Below are 17,451 nucleotides of genomic sequence, written 5' to 3' on the forward strand. Positions count from 1 at the left end.
TAAGGGAACATAGAACCTTATGAGACAGTCTTTGCTTTATGTAGTATACACGGAGTTGAACAAAACATAGTCCGTGGTCAGGTCTGAACCCCAACCGATGCCATTTTCTTTGCCGGTATTGACTTCGAGATGTACCCTGATTTGGGATTCTCTCAGAAGTTTTTTGATGTAGTTTTTATCAAAATCAAGTGGCTTCCCTTTTTCCAATACCTGAATCATCTTATTCTGATCCCCAATAAAAAGGTTTACTTTTCTGTAGTTGAAATTGATTCCTGCATTACCGCAGGCAGCAATTATCCTACCCCAGTTTGGATCCCTGCCAAACATTGCCGTTTTGACCAATGTGGAACCGGAAATTGCCCTGACCAGTTTTCTGGCCGTCTCCTCTGTTCTGGCTTTGGTAACTTTGTATTCTATAAATTTGGATGCACCTTCTCCATCGGACACTATCAATTTGGCAAGGTGAGTGAGTAATTCTAAGAGTTTTTCCCTGAACATAATGTATCCGGGATCTGATTCGGATTTGATTTTAGTGTTCTCGGCCATCCCGTTTGCCATGATGGATACCATATCATTGGTAGATGTATCTCCATCTACGGTGATCATGTTAAAAGATCTATCGACACAATAACGAAGGGTTTTGTCCAGCAGTTTTTCATCAATATTCATATCAGTCACCACAAATGCCAACATGGTAGCCATATTGGGATGAATCATACCAGAACCTTTTGCTATTCCGCCCATATTGATCTGAACACCGCCATGCTCGAATTCCACAAAACCTTCTTTGGCAAAAGTATCAGTAGTTAATATGGCATTGGCCACAAAAGAGCCGGCTTTGGTATCATCACTGAGTTTATGGATATTGTTTCTGATGCCATTGACCACATCTTCCGTAGGAAAAGGCTCGCCTATCAAACCTGTAGACGCAATTATGACATGATCTTCAGGAATATTCAGCAACTCCGCGGTCACTTTCATCATGGCTTCGGCGCCTAACCTCCCCTGTTCACCTGTACAAGCATTGGCATTGCCTGCATTGCACACAATAACTTGGGCACGGTGGTTGGTATTTATATTTCTTTCACTTATTTCCACAGGTTCAGCCCTCACCTTATTTTGGGTGAAAACTGCCGCTGCCGCCGCAGGAACCTCGGAATAAATGATGGCCAAATCTCTGCGCATGGATTTGACACCGGTATGGGCACCCCAGCATTTGATGCCACGTACATTGGTAATATTTTTGATCATTGTCATGATTTTAAGGTCTTAATGGTATTTGATGCAGTCCGGTAGATTCTTCCAGACCAAGCATAAGATTCATGTTGTGTACCGCCTGACTAGCTGCTCCTTTGAGCAGATTGTCTATGGCTGATATGATAACAACCCTTTGGGTGCGATCATCCCATGTCGGAAAAATATCGCAAAAGTGACTTCCCCTTACGTCTTTGATTCCCGGAGCAGAATTTCTCAATCTCACAAAAGGTTTCCCTTTGTAGAATTTTTGATAAATATCATTCAGTGAGTTCTGATTGACAGGATTTTTGAGTTTTGCATAGGCTGTCACAAGGATTCCCCTGTCCACAGGAAGCAGATGAGGAGTAAACTGTAAGGTGCAATTGGATCTAGCCAATATTGAAAGCTGCTCTTCAATTTCAATGGTATGTCTGTGAACACCTATCCCATAAGCCTTGAAATTTTCATTGACATTGGAAAAATGGGTAGTTTCGCTTGCTTTGATACCCGCACCTGTCAATCCTGATTTGGCATCTATGATAACAGAATTTTCTTCCACAATGCCTTCCGCAAACAAAGGAGCCAAAGCTAGAATAGATGCAGTTGGGTAGCAACCCGGATTGGCCACCAAAGATGCATTCTTTATAAGGTCAGCAAATAATTCCGGCAAGCCATAGACGGCATTTTCGAAACCCTCAGGAAATGTATGTTCCTTTTGGTACCAGTCTTTATAAACCTCAGGAGTCGATAACCTGAAATCTCCTGATAGATCAATGATTTTGGCCGAATGATTTTTCCATTTTGCCACATATTCCATAGATATTTTGTGCGGTAGGGCCAAAAAGATAACATCCACTTCGGCTTTGGTAACGGATTCCGCACTGACCAATGGTAGATCTATAATCCCGAAGAATTGGGGATGTAGGTCTGAAAATAATTTACCTGTATGGGTCTCTGAAGTAATCGCGATAATCTCTGCTTGGGGATGTCTTGCGAGCAAGCGGGCCAATTCAGAGCCTGTAAATCCAGAAGCTCCTACGATTGCTATTTTATATTTTTTCATTGTTGTTTTATTCCTGAATAATCTGACTTTTTAATTGAATCAAAAGGCTTTAACCTTTGAGGTTTTTTTCAATCCTTGAAGGTTTTAAATATGAACCATTAGCATTCTTTTGACTAAAAAACCTTCGAGGTCTCAAAATTTTGGAATTTAACCAGAGGTTTGATTATCAAGACCTCAAAGGTTTACCCACATTTTTAAGCAGTGACATGTTCCTCCTTGAGTACTGTTTTAAAAGTCTCCAGGAAATCTTCCAGATCTTTCCTTGCAATATTTAGGGGTGGCACCAATCTCAGTACATTGACAGCAGTGGCATTGGTGATAAATCCCATTTTGAGGAATTCCTGAACATAAGGGGCTGCGGGCTTGTTCATGACCACTCCGATCATTAGTCCTATTCCCCTAACTTCTTTGATTTCCTGAAATTCACTTTTCATGCTTTCCAAATTCATCATCAACCAATCACCTTTGTCTTTTGCTTCCTTACAAAGATTCTCTTCTGTAATTACCTTCAAGGTAGCCATAGCCGCAGCCGTAGCCAATGGGTTTCCGCCGAAAGTTGTCCCATGGTCACCAAATTGAATGGCAGTGCTGACACGCTCACTACAAAGAAAAGCTCCAACAGGAAAACCTCCCCCAAGCCCTTTAGCGAGCGTCATGATGTCGGGTTGAATGCCGTAATGGTCTTTGGCAAACCAATTACCCGTTCTTCCAATTCCACATTGTATTTCATCAAAAATCAGCAGAATGTCATGTTGATTACATAATTCACGGACTGACTTGAGGTATTCAGGATTGACAGGGATGATGCCTCCTTCTCCTTGAATAGGTTCCAGGATAATGGCTGCTACATCATTGGTAAGTTTTGATTCCAAGGCTGCCAAGTCATTGAATGGCACCTGGGCAAAACCTGATGGAATGGGTTCAAATCCATTCTGATATTTGGCCTGTCCGGTGGCGATGGTTGCAAGAGTCCGACCATGGAATGAATTTTCCATAGAAATAATGGTCCCACCTCTTCCATTGGCATGTGCATAACGTCTTGCGATTTTTATCGCCCCTTCTACTGATTCTGCGCCACTATTGGTGAAAAACACCCGGTCAAGGCCAGAAAGCTTTACCAGAAATTCACTCAGGGCTACTTGAGGCGGACTGACAAAAAAGTTGCTGATATGCATCAGTTCAGCAGCTTGTTCCTGTACTGCTTTCACCACTTGGGGATGGCAATGACCAACATTATTGACTGCAATACCCGCCAAAAGATCGGTGTATTCTTTCCCTTCAATATCCCATACCTTGCTTCCTTTTCCCCTTACTAAAGTGAGCGGAATTCTTTTGAAAGTAGGTAAATAGTATTTTTGATCTAAATGATGTAAATCTATGTTTTCCATAATTTCCATTTGTTTAGTGAATGATCTTAGTTCCGATTCTTTTGTTCTCTTCAAAAAACTGATACAATTGCTCCGGCTTGGTACCATTTAAAATCAGGGCATTAGACAGTCCTGCATTTAAAGCAGCTTCAATGGCCTGGATTTTGGGAATCATCCCACCTTTGATAACCCTCCCATAAAGTTCCGATAGCTGGTTAATGGAGACCTGATCCAAAATGCTTAATGCGTCAGGAAAATTCAGGTATAAGCCATCTACATCGGTGAGTGTAATGTAAAAATCAGCTTTAATGGCTGCTGCCAATGCCCCGGCAAAGTTATCTGCATTGACATTATAGGCATTTGCTTCCATATCGGAAGCAATACAGGCGATAATGGGTGTGAAATTATTCCTGATAAGGATTTCAATAAGATCAGAATTTATCCGAGTGACTTCACCAACACTGCCCAAATCACGATTTTCAATTTCTCCTGAAGCCAATGGTATTTGAACCGACTTCTTGGTAGCCAGAACCATTCTCCCATCCAAGCCGGAAAGTCCCACCGCTCTGACATCACAACTATTGAATATCTTTACCAAACTGGCATTGACATCACCGATAAGCGTCTTTTGGATTTCAACCAAAGCCTCAGGACTTGTAACCCTATGTCCCTCAATGAATTCGGAATGGATGACAGCTTTTTCAAGTGCACGGTTGATAAATGGTCCCCCACCATGAACAACAACTATTAGATGTCCTGCCTCTATTAACAGGTGGATTTGTTCTGCTATTTTTTTCTGGAGTATTGTATTGGTCATGGCATTCCCACCATACTTGATGAGAATCTTTGAAGGGTTCATAAATTTTTGGTTGTTAAAATTGAACTTTTATTTTGAAAAACTTTTGTGATATATCTTTCAAAACTCTTCCAAACAGAATTTTATTTCATTTTTAGAATCTTCTAAATCACAATAATTCCTTAAAAGCAATAACCATTCCGATAGGGGGAAATATTATTCTAAATTACCTCAATAGTCTAAATTCCTTAGATAGGTTAAAATGAGACTTAGAAAAAGCATAGTTAAAATAAAAAATGAATATGAGATTGCTATAGTGTCAGGCTCAAAAACCAGAAATAAAATATTATGTCGGAGGAGGATTAAGGTGAAAGGCAGGGCAAATCAAAGTGATTTTTTGAATTTGAATGGTTTCGAATGTATTGGAATTTTTAAATGCAGTTCATGATACCAACAATTCGTACAGTACGATATCCAAGATTGCCGCAAAGGAGTTCGATGAAATGGAATATTGCTTTGAAACGCTATCAAATAGACTTCACCAAGCTGATCAGCTACGCTAGCAGGAGAAATAAAAACAAGATATGATGACACCTAATTGCACAAATAATGATTCTTGTATTTGTGAGCTAGCGGAGCTAAAAAAAAAGCCAAGCATTTCTGCTTGGCTTTTGAGTAGCGGGAACAGGACTATGCTATTTATTTGATTATTAATATTTTATAAATAAAAGAGGACAAAAAGGCGGGCAAAAAAAGTGATTTTTTTAATTTGAATGGTTTCGAATGTTTTGGAATTTTATACGCAATTCATGATTCGAACAATTTGTACAGTATGAGAAGTACGAGGCGTAAGATAGTCATTATTCTAAAAATGATAAGGTATGGAACCTTTATTACATCACGACTTACGACAAATGTTTGGAGAGGATGTGATAAGATTGAAATATAGTTATAATCAAGAATAGTCTAGTTTCCTCCATATCCAATTTGGGAGATAATATTAGAGACTCATAAATGCCAGTAAACATATTTTAATGGCATTTTTGAGTAATTCTACTAAATGCCATTATATTTGTTGTATTGGCAATAATAAGTAAATATATAATTTCCCAATAAATTTAAATACTGGCAAAATTGCGTTATGTCTAAAATCATTGACCGTCAAATATCGAAGCATTTTAAAGGCAAAGGTCATTTCGGTCGAGATACTCTTAGTTCCTTTTTGACTGATTTAGATCCTGAAATTACCGAAAGTGCTTTAACTTGGAGAATACATGATTTGGTCAAACGAAAAGTGATCGACACTTAAAAAATTAAGAGACAAAGCAGCTTTTTTCTATTGGCACTGGACTAATTATATTTAGCTAAGTATTTAGGCTTATTTTGATGTATAGAATAAATCCACAGAGTTTCAATGATCCGAGCTTAATGAATGTATTTTAAAAATATAAAAAGTATTTATGCATGTTTTAAATACGCATATTTTAAATCTACATAAAGTATTTATGCGTGTTTTAAATACGTAAATTTTAAATTTATATAAAGTATTTACGCATATTTTAAATACGTAAATTTAAAATTTACATAATTTATTTACGTATAATTTATAACTATTTACATTAAAGAATTATAATAATTTAATGTAAATAATTATAAATATTCAACCCCAATTATGATGGGTTTTTTCTGTTGTAAATCCAAAGTAAAAACCCTCTAAAACATGTGTTATTTTTTTTAAATTTATTACGTAATCAGATTTTTCAAAATGTGTTATTATTTTTTTAGGTTGTACATGCGAGGTAGAAGAATGTATATACATTCTTAAAAGCCCTGAAAAATTCAGCCCTTTTCCTCGAAATCGTAGGAACGATTTACTTTCCTCCCGTTCGGTCTGAAAGTCTACTCTCCCTTTGGTCTGTCAGAATAAAAAATCAACAGTATGGAATCAATTCAAAATCAAGACCCAATTACAAAAATGGGGATCAAAAACTTAAAGAATCTGAAGTAAAAAGTAAATATTTTAAGATTCGAATTAATCAAAAGGATAAGGAGTTTTTAGATAAATTTAGAAAGGAAAAGCACATTAGAAATCTCTCTAAAAACATTATGGACTTAGTGAAAAATCCATATCATAAAATACCAAATATAAAACCAGTAGTCATAGAATATATTTTTAAAAAGGAAGCGAGTATAAGCTTAGCTCGGATTGGAAATAATATAAATCAAATTGCAAAGAGGCTTAATACACTAGGTGGATCATACACAAGTAAAGAAATTAAAAATGATTTGGAGGGCATTCAAAGTGAGATGGAATTTCTAAGAAAAATGCTTGGGAAAAAGAAGGACCAAGAAAGTGACTTTTAGATTTTAGATGAGATCTTACAGAGAACATACGCAGTTCAAATTATTGATTTGAATAACGGGCTTTGAGAAATTGAGTTAAATCATTTTGCTACTTGGTCAGTTTATGACTTCCTAATCAACCGGGGAAATATATGAGGGTTTTGTTCGTCGCTGAATTTAAACATGCGCTTTTCAAGGACTAAAAAAAAGATTCCAATTTGCAAAATCATTGACTATTTGTTGTTTTTTTCAGTGTTCAGGTCCAAAATCTCCCTGACCATAGGGTTATCACGATAGTTTAATGCACACAAAATAAAGTTTTCTTTTTTTGAATTCCCTTACCAGTCTTGCTATGAAACATTCCAGGCAAAGTATGCCCTTACCCACACCATACTGTTCCCAGAGTTTATCTGTAACCGCATAAAAATTATTTTTGCCTTTTCGGGTATTGATGCCGCAGTCTTTGTAAGTGAAATCTCTATCCATCAAACCTGAAACAAAAAAAGAAATAAATAGTATTACACACTAAAAATATGTTAAAACACTATCAATATGGAATTTAATTTTGAATTTATCATTAAATTTAACAATTTCATGAATATTGTTGATTCAATTATACTGATTTGATTGAGCTTTATTAATGGTTGATTTTAATGCCTCATTTACTATTTTATTTTACATATCTAAGATTAGAAAATGAATTCAAACACTAAAACACTTTCTGAGTCAATCTCGGTCTTGCTAAGATATATTGCCTCTGGATTTATGGGGTTGTTGATTTACATGTTTTTGTTTGAAATCAATATTGATGAAATTAATATTTCAAAAGACTCCTTATTTCTTGTTATAACTGCAGCTACTATGGGGTTGATTACCTATTCCATCCATGTCGCATTTTTGGATAACTATTTCTATAATAAGCAGATTAAGAAAATTTTTGTAAAAAATTCCTCAAACTCTGACGATGTTGAAAAATGTATGTCAAATTTTAATCCTGAATGGAAACCCGGATCGGAAGTTTCAATTGATGAAATTAGATTTCACCTATTTTCTCAATCTTATCTAAGGCAAATTTCTTCCGACAAAAATGTAAGAAAATTACAAAGACTAATGGAAAAGCAACTTTCTCTTTTGACTTTTCTTTATTGCACCATTTACCAAATTTTTATTTTGATAATTTACTTTTTCATTCGAACAGTTGTTATTGAAAAAAAATGTTTGTTTTCTGTGGAATTTTTAAATTTTTGGTTTTCCCTTGCTGCTGTTTTATTCTTGTGGTATTCAGTTTATTGCCTAGATAAAAGAATCTCCCTGAGAGAAATTTGGTTGGTGGCAAATTACTTTCAAAAAACAGAATAAGAAATAATCTTTTAAACCCTAAAGCACACACATATGTTTTAACCATACCTACTTCTCCACCAAAAGAGGCTCTACCATTTGAAATATCTCTTCGTTCAGTTTGAAAATCCGTTCGTCTACCATTTCTATCTTTTCAGATAATTCATCCAAAATCTCCTGAAGCTGCGGCTGACCACTTTTTGCCTCTTCTGCCCGTTTAAGAAAAGAGTCATATTCACTTTTCATTTTGAGTTTTAGGATACCTTCGATGTCAGATTCATTTAATATGCCCGCTTCTTTTAATTTTGAATAGACAGACTGAAGATTGGGGAATTCAGAAAGGATATCCTTCTCAATCTTTGAAGCATCAGACTCTGAAATTTCAATTTTCCTTTGAATAATTTCCTGTTCAAACTCTACTCTCTGGTTTTTAAGTTTCTCCAGTTCTGATTTACATTTTTGGTATTACATATATTGGGATTCTGCAGACTCAAATTGAAGCGGGTGAAGCAATTTGAGGACTTTCATAACTTCTTCATCACTGTATCCAATAGCATGTATTTGTCTGTATCTCGATTTAAGGCCCTGGTCTAGGAAGTGGTGAAAACTGATTTCAAAATTTTCCTTATACTGCTTTTCTGGGTCTGCTTCTTCTATCCCCGGATCAAGGATCAGTTCCAGGTTATCATCCTCCTCTTCTAGTTTCCACTCTCTCATACCATTACCAAAGCTAGGATTTTCGCTATCCATTATGTCGACAGCATAACCTCTGAAATAGTAATCCCAGTCCCATTCATGATTGAAAATTCCATTTTCAAGTTGGTTCCCCACATTATCCAGAATGATCCCGTACCCTTTGGATGCATGCGTTCTTGTACACCTGCCAATCTGTTGCAGGTATTTAGACAGTGATTTTGTAGGTCTTGCCAGTTGTACAAACTCTATGTCAGGGCAATCAAATCCCTCGGAAAAAATATCAACATTACAAAGTACTTTGAAATGCCCTTTGATGAATCTGGATATAATTTCTTTTCGAATTTCAGGTGGTGTATCACCGTCTATGTGTTCAGCAGGAATCCCTGCATTACAATAGGCCTCCTTGACAAACTTGCTGTGCTTCTTTGTCACGCAATAGACCAACCCTTTTTTACCTTCTGCCAATTCCTGGTAGGTCCTCACCAATACATTTCTGCTTTTCTCTGTATCCAGAAATTCCTCAAGGTCACTTTCTTTGTAATCCCCACCCTTCATGCCCACAAGGGAAAGAAATTTCCGCTTCTCTTTCACGGCATAATATTTTATAGGAGCCAAAAATCCATCCTCTGTAAATTGACTGATGGAGGGTGTGGTGATCAATGCCTTAAATAAATCCGTGAACCCCTCCCCTGTTAACCTGTATGGTGTTGCAGTCACTCCCAGGAAATTGGCTTCAGGAAACCTCTTCCAAAGCTCAAGGTAGGTTTCTGCTTTGGCATGATGGGCTTCATCTATGATTACAAGAGAAGGGATTCTTGTAAGCTCTCTGTTTTTTAAAGTTTGGATTGACGCAATCTGTATGGGGATTTTAGGCTCTTCTTCATATCCGTTTTTGATGATCCCTGCTTTCAGTCCAAAATTCTTGGAAAGGGTGTCCCTGATCTGAAGGATAAGTTCCTCTCTGTGGGCCACCAACAAAACCCGTCTAATATCATCCTTTTGCGAGGCAATATGAAACTCCCTGACCATGGAGCAAAACAATCTTGTTTTTCCGGTACCCGTTGGCATTTGAAGCAAGACGCTCTTCAGACCTTTTTTCCATTTATCGTAGATTTCTACTTTGGCTTTGATCTGATATTGCCTAAGATCGGTGTTGATGTAATAGGGAACGATTGCTTTTCCTAAGTCTACAAATCCGTTAATATCAAATTCAAGTAAGTTGTTGTGGTTGAAAATCTTTTTGATGGGCAAAGCAATTATTTTACCTATATCCGACTCCACAAAGGGGTAACTGTAATCAGGTCCATTGGGAATAGTATGGTTATCACCTGTGAGTCCTTTAAGTCTGATTTCATCTTTAGTGATACTGGAGACCTTGAAATTTCTTGTCTGACCTTCCCTATAGAGATAATCCAAGGCCCATTCAGCTTTAATTGTCTTATTATCTGAATTGAGATCTCTTACAAATAATGAAATCTTTGTGTTTTCAGGAACATCAAATTTCTTGGTAGTCCAATAGTGATTCCCATTTAGGTGCTCTACCCTTGTCGAATTTTGGGAGTGTTTTCTTACAGTAAAAGTCTGGTGGCCTAACATCAGTAAGTTTTTAAAAATTTAATTCCAGAACCTAATATAAGAAGGTTATCATAAAAATGAAATACAAGATGGATAGAATGGATTCTTTGTTGCTAAGGAGTTTATAAAGTTTATAAAAATACCCTGTTCAGGGGATTTTTTGAGTGGTTTGAAATCGATAGGTTTGGTGAAATTTAAAAAAAGTAAAAGAATTGGAAAAATTAATTACAAAAGTCAAGCTCATCTTACAAAATTCAAGAAGTTAATTTTGATATTTTCAGGAATATATTCAGGTTTGGAAGCAAAACCCTCTTTAAAGGAAATCCCATTAAAAATACTGACTCTATAATTAGGACGTCTTAAACTCCTTAAAAAAACATAAGAGAAAGATGCCAATGCAATAACAGCCTCAGTTTTGAAAAACATTTCTTTTTCGCCCAATCTCAACATCTTAAAACACTTTAATTTTAACCATGTAAATGATGAGTAAGAAAACTTTTATAAAAAACCTATATAAGGAAAATGCAACTTTCAGTACGGAAAGACAGGCGGAAATGGTAGCTAACCTACTTGATACAGTTTCTAGCGATATTTATTCTGAAAGTCAACGATTTGTTTTTGAGTTGATACAAAATGCTGATGATGCTGCAAAAGACACAAATAATGAAATTCACTTTGACTTTTTGCCGAATTATTTAATTGTATCTCACAACGGCAAGACATTTGACGAAGAAGATATTATCTCCCTAACTGGAGCTGGATCTAGCACTAAACGTGCAGACCCAACGAAAACAGGATATAAAGGAATTGGCTTTAAATCAGTTTTTGGTAAGTCTGAACATGTAACAATATTTTCAGATGGTTATCAATTTCGCTTTGACAAAGCAATACATAAAACAAAATTACCTTGGCAAATAATTCCTATTTGGACAGAACTGGTTGATTTGAGTAGTTCTGTCCAAAAATGCATTTCGGAATATAATTATGCTGTTTCTACCATAATAGAAGTAAGAAAGTCTGATGAATTACTAATTGAATTAAATGAATTACTTAACAACGGACAAATCCTTTTATTCTTAAGAAAAGTCTCAAAAATTTCGGTATCAAGTAATGGAACTCCAATTTGCTCTATAGAAAAGAAAATAAAAAGCCAAGATCACTCATTCAATGAGGTTGTTTTATATAACGATGGGAAAGAAATCAGTTCTTGGATCACGAAAACGTTTGAGGAGATTGCCATACCTGAGGAAACAAAGGTAGAATTAAAACAAGACGGAAAGACACCTGAAAAACTTAAAATAGCTGAATATACTGAGCTATCGTTTGCTGCTAAAATCGAGAGAGGAAAAATTAAGCCACTTCAAAATGAAGAAAGTTTAATTTTTACCTACTTACCTACCAAGGTTTTAGACTTTACATTTCCATTTTTACTAAATGGAAGTTTCCTTACTAATGCAGCAAGAGAGGGACTTCACGAAGATAGGATCTGGAATCAATGGCTTTTTAAATTAACTGCCGAAAAAACAATTGAATGGTTAGAAATACTTGCCAATAGCAAATTCAAGTTACAACTACTTCAGTTATTACCTTCAAAATATTTGATTAATTTCAATGAATTAAAAGCTTCCTTTGATGTTTCATTGGAAAATGCCATAATTCATAAAGCATTTGTCCCATCTAAAAATTCAACCTTAAAAAGGATAGCTGACATAATAGTTGATAGAACTGGCCTTTCAGAATTAAATTTTATTTCTCAAGAAACTGTAATTGAATTTATAAATCAAAATGAGAAAACTAGTTACACAAAAGATTCATTCATCGATTCAAAGCTTCAACGTTTAGATAAGTTAAGAATGTTTGGGGCAAAGTTTTTTGAACCGGACAATCTTGAGTCATTTTTCCTTTCGGATATATTCAAGAGTAAACACCAACCTCCAGAGAATTTTTATTTGATAGAGTATTTTCACGATAAGGTAGTGAAAAATGATTCCAGAGAATGGAACGAAAAGCTAAAATCAATTCCATTCATTTATGCCAAGGGTAAAAAGTTGAAAAGCCCACAAACGGTTTGCTTTCCTTCGATATCTTTTGAGACAGAATTTGGGGAAGGAGTCTCCGTGATTCATAGTGAAGTTTATCCAAAAATTGATAAAAATAGTAAAATTAGAGGATGGCTTGAACAATTAGGGGTTAAAGAACCATCAGATACTGCTTATCTAGAAAATGAAATTATCGGCAATATTGACACTTGCATTGATAAAACAAACTATCTAAAAATTACAAGATATATTTTTAATCAACATAAGAAAGGTGCATTAAGCGAATGGCATTACGCTCAACTGCAAAACCTAAAACTCTATACAACAACTAATGGATTTTTCCCTGCAAACGAATGCTATCTTTCAGATTTCTATGAACCCTCTCTCAAAATAGAAAAAATTAATGAGGCAGGGAAATACGTCTCTACAACTTATAAACTATTTGATGATTATACGAGTGAATGGAAGACCTTATTTCTTAAGATAGGAGTAAGTGAAAACATTTCGATAATCCATTTAAATACAAGTATTAATAAAGTAAATGGGATTGAAAGGAGTTATTTTGTTGAAGTAGGTAACGAAGCAAAACAGGGGCATAGTTATCCTCACCTATTAGGTTCATCTAATCCAATTTATTTAGACAAGATACGGTATTCAGAATTTGCGAAAGAATATAAATTCTCAAAACTTTTTTGGCAACAAGCATTTAAAACAGTTCAACCATCTACAGTACCAAATTATGCTTATATGCCTTGGGGATACTATGGAAGTAAGCATCCTGTTAAGAACTATTTTCAATGGTGTATTGAGAATTCAAGCATATTCCCTTCAACAGACAGAGAATGTCGTAAAGCAAAAGACCTTTTTGTAAATGATAAAGATATAATTGAGATTGCTGGAAGACATCTGGCCGTTTTAGATTATGATGAACCATTATCAGATAATTGGAGAAGAATTCTACCCTTAAAAGAAAAACTAGAGTTAGATGATTATTTACTCATTCTTAAAAATATTGCTCAACAAACTGAAGAAGGTGAAGTAATAAGAAAGTACAATACAAAGACAATTGGGTCTATTTATAACAGAATTGCTTCTCAATTAAAAAATTATTCTAAAGAAAAGAAGGAGGCAATTTTCCAATGGGCAAGTGAAAACAAATTACTTTCTGTCAACGGGAGATTTGAGAATACAAACGAGCTTAAGTGGATAAAAATAGATGGATTTAACAATGAATCGGAAAGGCTGAAAATTATTTATATTCCTGATAATTGCGAAACAAATTCGGAAGCATTTGAAAGCCTCATCGCATTATTTAATGTTCAAATAATTGACGAGTTCATTCCTACTTTTGAGAAAGCTGAAAAGCTTGATGTCCTTAAAAATAAACTTTTTGAAATTCTCCCATACTTCGTTGCTATAATTGAAAAAAAACAATTTATAGAATACTCTCTAGAACTAAAAAGACTGGATAAGATTATAGAAAATACAGCATTTTACAAGGCAGATCAAATCAAACTTTCTTTTCACTATCAAAACGAGATTATCATGGGACCAAGTCTCAATGTATTTCGAAAACAAAATGAATTTTATTATAGAGGGAAATGGACCAATCCGATTACTATGTTTTCGTTGCTTCCCGCACTTTCCAAACTAATGGAACTTGTTGGGTTAGATGAGGAATTACGTCTGCTGCTTCAACTTGATGAACAAGAAATCTCAATCTGGCTAATGGAACAAGGGATTATCCTTGATAGCATTCATAAAAATGTACATTTTATCGAAGCAATTGAGAAGGCAAAGGAAATCAAATCTAAGCAAATCATTGAAAATGATGGAATTAAAAATCCTACACAATCTATTGATATTTTAAGCATAGAAAAATTATTGAAGGAAAAGAACCTTACGATTGAACAGCTTTTAAACCTAATTTCAAAAATTGATGCCGATGAAGACGAATCCATAATAACAATATCAAGCACCAATCATCTCGATCAAAAGGGTAAAAATGAGGAAAATGAAATAGCAAGACAACTGGTATTTGAACATTTAAGCAAAGAAGGTTTTGATTTTACAAATGGAAAAGGGAATAACTCAGTAGTCAATGGAGTAAATAAAAATGGAATAGAATATCCATTAGTGGTGAAAAGTTATCGAAACACCAGTTACAAGTTTAATATTAGGCCAAACGAATGGTTACAATTAAGCAAGCATAATTCTATGTTTTGGGTTCATCGGGGCAATGGAGTTTTAGAGGTTCTTAATTTAGAAGGACTGTTAAGAGCGAACTCTGAATTCCACGTTCAGTTTGAAACTTCTACCTTTTCATTCGAAGGTTTGGTGAAATTTGCTGAAGTTTTCAGATTCGTAAGAAACGTTCATTTTCAACTTGACGCACCAAATTTCAGTATGGCAAAGGCATTTGAAGAATATGCTTTCGATAACCGTAAAACAAATGTCAAAGAAGTTGGTGGTGATAAACAAGGATTACTGCACTAATGAGATACACCAGACAAGAGCATTGGCGATTTTTAGAAGAAGAGCTTCGAGCACAGACTGAAGCTTATAAGCAGAAATTAGATACTCCTGCCCAATTCCTCTTGAAAGACCGTGAGGAATTATTCGTGGCCCAATTTCTGAAATTTCACGAAGGCGAAATGATTTTAAAATTTTCTAACAAACGTGGCCTTCCAAGACAAGGAGAATATCTTTATTGTTTTACCGTTGCCAAAGATCTAAGAGATTACAGAAATTGGAAAAATAGAACTTATGGTGATCTTGTAAAAGCGAAAACCAATTATTCCGAAATTGTATGTATTTGGCAAGCTCCTTCAAATGATAAGGAATTTAGCATTGCTGGCTTTAGAGGAGTTGATTTAGAGTTTTCATCACACATTCAAGATGCTGAAGGAATGATTCTTTTATTGGGGCCAAATAAACCCCCATTCGAATACATTGTAAACCTTCAAAAGATCATTCAGAATGAAACCAATGAATCCGTTAATAAAATCTTAGACCAAGATTTCCATAATTCCGATTGGACACCTTCCCTACTTGGCAATAAAAAAAATATTGCAGATTTCGTATTAACTCAATTAGCCTTACAAGACACGTTAATCATTCAAGGCCCCCCTGGAACAGGTAAAACCTATATGATTGCAGAGATTTGTGAAAAACTTTGTCAACAAGAAAAGACCGTTTTAATTACTGCATTAACTAATAGAGCATTAATAGAAATAGTTGAAAAACCAGCTTTAAAAAATCTGCTTGAAGAACACAGAATTTTTAAAACAAAATTATCAGTTGATGAGGCAAAGATTCACATTGACCTTCAGCAAACTAAAGATGTTAGCCCGCAACCCGGGAAATTAATCCTCTCAACATTTTACATAACTAGTGGCCAAGCAGCACAAACTAATAGCCAGCCACCATTTGATTATGTAATTGTTGACGAAGCCAGCCAAGCATTGCTTGGGATGTTTGGGGGTTCAAAGCTATTAGGCAAGAAAAACATTTGGATTGGGGATACCAGACAGCTACCTCCCGTTGTGGTGTTAAGTGATGATAAAGTAAACCGCAAAAACTATGGTGCATTAATTGACGGCCTTAAAGCTCTATCTGACAATGCATCACTGCCAATATTTCAATTAACTGAATCACACCGTTTAACAGATAGGTCAGCAAATTATACAGGAATTTTTTATAAGGACAATTTAAAATCAAGAGCCAAAAGGGACACAAGGCTTTCATTTCCTGAAATGAACTTTGAATGCGGGAAACTTTTTAATCCTAATGGTGGACCTACTCTCATAAAAACAGACTTAAAAGTTGGAGACTTCAAACCTCAAAATGCCTTAAAACTTACTGCAGACATAGTCAAACACTTATTGATTGTAGACGAAAAGTTGCATATTTCTGTATTGACCTACTTTGTTGAAACTACAAAAGCTTTGCAAAAGGCAATATTTCAGACTGTTGGATATCACAAGAATTTACTAATTGAGACAGTATCAAGAGTTCAGGGCTTAACAACAGACGTTACAATTTTTGTTGTTCCCAATTCCAGCTATCATCGGTCTTTAGAAAACAGACTTTTCAACGTAGCAACAAGTAGATCCAGAAGGCATACATTAATTATAGCAGATAAAGATGTTTTAACTCGCTCTCAGGTTGACAATCAAGTACAGAAATACTTAATCAGGCTAAATGAGGACTTTTCATTTTATATAAATACTGATCCAGAACTTAAAAAAATAGAACAATGAAGTATAAATTCGAATAGAAAAATTTCTAATGAAGTTTATGGTATCAAATTTATCTGAGCCAATTAATAAGGATAGAATTTTTCTTCATTAAATTAAATGACTTGGATTTTCAGCCCGAAATATCCTATAGTTTCTATTATTTGTGAATTCAAGAGAATTTTAAGATAAACGAATCATTTAAATAGAAAATGAAATTGAATTGAAAAAATACTGAATTAAGGTTTCTATATCCCATGAAATAGTTAGGTTTAAAATTGATACCCAAACTTACCTTTAGGGCTTCTTGCGAATCCTTTAAGATACTGATTTTCAGTCAATAACTTAACAAAAACATAACACAAAAACCCCGAATTTGGCTGTTTTTAGCTTTTTTCGGGGTTTTCTTTTTTGTATTTTAAGGTTGCAGACTTAAATACAATTAAAGTTATGACACAGCTTCCTCTTTTCAAAGATTTCGACGGATATTCTCCAAAATATCATTTTTTCAAGAATTCATTGTTTGGTCAGATACATGATTCAATCCCCTGGGATGATCTGGTTTCCTGCCTTCCCGAGGAACGCTCTGGAAGAGGTGCACCAAGCTGGTTCGGTGGCAAAGGAATGTTTGCACTGATGTTCCTGAAGGCCTATCTCAACACCAGTGACAGGCAATTGTTGGAGCGTTACAACACAGACTGGGCCTTACAGTATTTTTGCGGCAAAGTACTGGCCGAAAACCAGCATATCAGAGACATGA

General features: G+C 35.2%; 11 protein-coding genes. 5 read left to right on the plus strand and 6 right to left on the minus strand.

Translation table 11 applies throughout. The annotated features are described in order from the left end of the window. Positions 1–36 precede the first annotated feature (36 nt). The 4 genes from argJ to argB form a co-directional block, all read right to left on the minus strand. Positions 37–1,251 carry a bifunctional glutamate N-acetyltransferase/amino-acid acetyltransferase ArgJ gene (gene argJ / locus HMJ38_RS19215; protein ID WP_194976071.1) on the minus strand — a complete coding sequence of 405 codons (1,215 nt, stop codon included), beginning with the start codon at positions 1,249–1,251 and terminating at the stop codon, positions 37–39. A gap of 10 nt (positions 1,252–1,261) precedes the next feature. After that, positions 1,262–2,299: an N-acetyl-gamma-glutamyl-phosphate reductase gene (gene argC, locus HMJ38_RS19220; RefSeq protein WP_194976057.1), complete on the minus strand. Its 1,038-nt coding sequence runs from the start codon at positions 2,297–2,299 to the stop codon at positions 1,262–1,264. Between the two features lie 194 nt (positions 2,300–2,493). Beyond that, positions 2,494–3,687, minus strand: a complete 1,194-nt coding sequence (locus HMJ38_RS19225) for an acetylornithine transaminase (RefSeq protein WP_194976058.1) — start codon at positions 3,685–3,687, stop codon at positions 2,494–2,496. Between the two features lie 13 nt (positions 3,688–3,700). Then, on the minus strand, positions 3,701–4,525 hold the full coding sequence (gene argB, locus HMJ38_RS19230) for an acetylglutamate kinase (protein ID WP_194976059.1): 825 nt from the start codon (positions 4,523–4,525) through the stop codon (positions 3,701–3,703). A 2,043-nt stretch (positions 4,526–6,568) separates the two neighbouring features. Here argB and mobC point away from each other — a divergent pair. Together mobC and HMJ38_RS19240 are read left to right on the plus strand one after the other, a co-directional pair. Further along, complete coding sequence (gene mobC / locus HMJ38_RS19235; RefSeq protein ID WP_194976060.1) at positions 6,569–6,826, plus strand: plasmid mobilization relaxosome protein MobC; 258 nt, start codon at positions 6,569–6,571, stop codon at positions 6,824–6,826. 717 nt (positions 6,827–7,543) lie between these two features. Continuing rightward, entirely contained in the window at positions 7,544–8,164 is a 621-nt protein-coding gene (locus tag HMJ38_RS19240) for a hypothetical protein (RefSeq protein WP_194976061.1), read from the plus strand. A gap of 48 nt (positions 8,165–8,212) precedes the next feature. Here the strand turns inward: HMJ38_RS19240 and HMJ38_RS19245 are convergent, their stop codons facing one another. Then, the gene (locus tag HMJ38_RS19245; protein ID WP_194976062.1) at positions 8,213–8,389 is read right to left on the minus strand and encodes a hypothetical protein; all 177 of its coding nucleotides are present in this window, start codon (positions 8,387–8,389) and stop codon (positions 8,213–8,215) included. 219 nt (positions 8,390–8,608) lie between these two features. Next, positions 8,609–10,435, minus strand: coding sequence for a DEAD/DEAH box helicase (locus HMJ38_RS19250; RefSeq protein WP_194976063.1), 1,827 nt, complete (start codon positions 10,433–10,435; stop codon positions 8,609–8,611). 458 nt (positions 10,436–10,893) lie between these two features. On the opposite strand from HMJ38_RS19250, the gene HMJ38_RS19255 reads away from it, so the two are divergent. The 3 genes from HMJ38_RS19255 to HMJ38_RS19265 all read left to right on the plus strand — a co-directional run. Beyond that, on the plus strand, positions 10,894–14,949 hold the full coding sequence (locus HMJ38_RS19255; RefSeq protein ID WP_194976064.1) for a sacsin N-terminal ATP-binding-like domain-containing protein: 4,056 nt from the start codon (positions 10,894–10,896) through the stop codon (positions 14,947–14,949). Further along, the gene (locus HMJ38_RS19260; RefSeq protein ID WP_194976065.1) at positions 14,949–16,715 is read left to right on the plus strand and encodes an AAA domain-containing protein; all 1,767 of its coding nucleotides are present in this window, start codon (positions 14,949–14,951) and stop codon (positions 16,713–16,715) included. Before HMJ38_RS19255 ends, HMJ38_RS19260 begins: the two co-directional genes overlap by 1 nt. A gap of 426 nt (positions 16,716–17,141) precedes the next feature. After that, positions 17,142–17,451 (plus strand): transposase (locus HMJ38_RS19265; protein WP_228779986.1); only part of this gene is annotated, 310 nt, incomplete at its 3' end.

Source organism: Aquiflexum lacus, from assembly GCF_015476655.1.
Lineage (GTDB): Bacteria > Bacteroidota > Bacteroidia > Cytophagales > Cyclobacteriaceae > Aquiflexum > Aquiflexum lacus.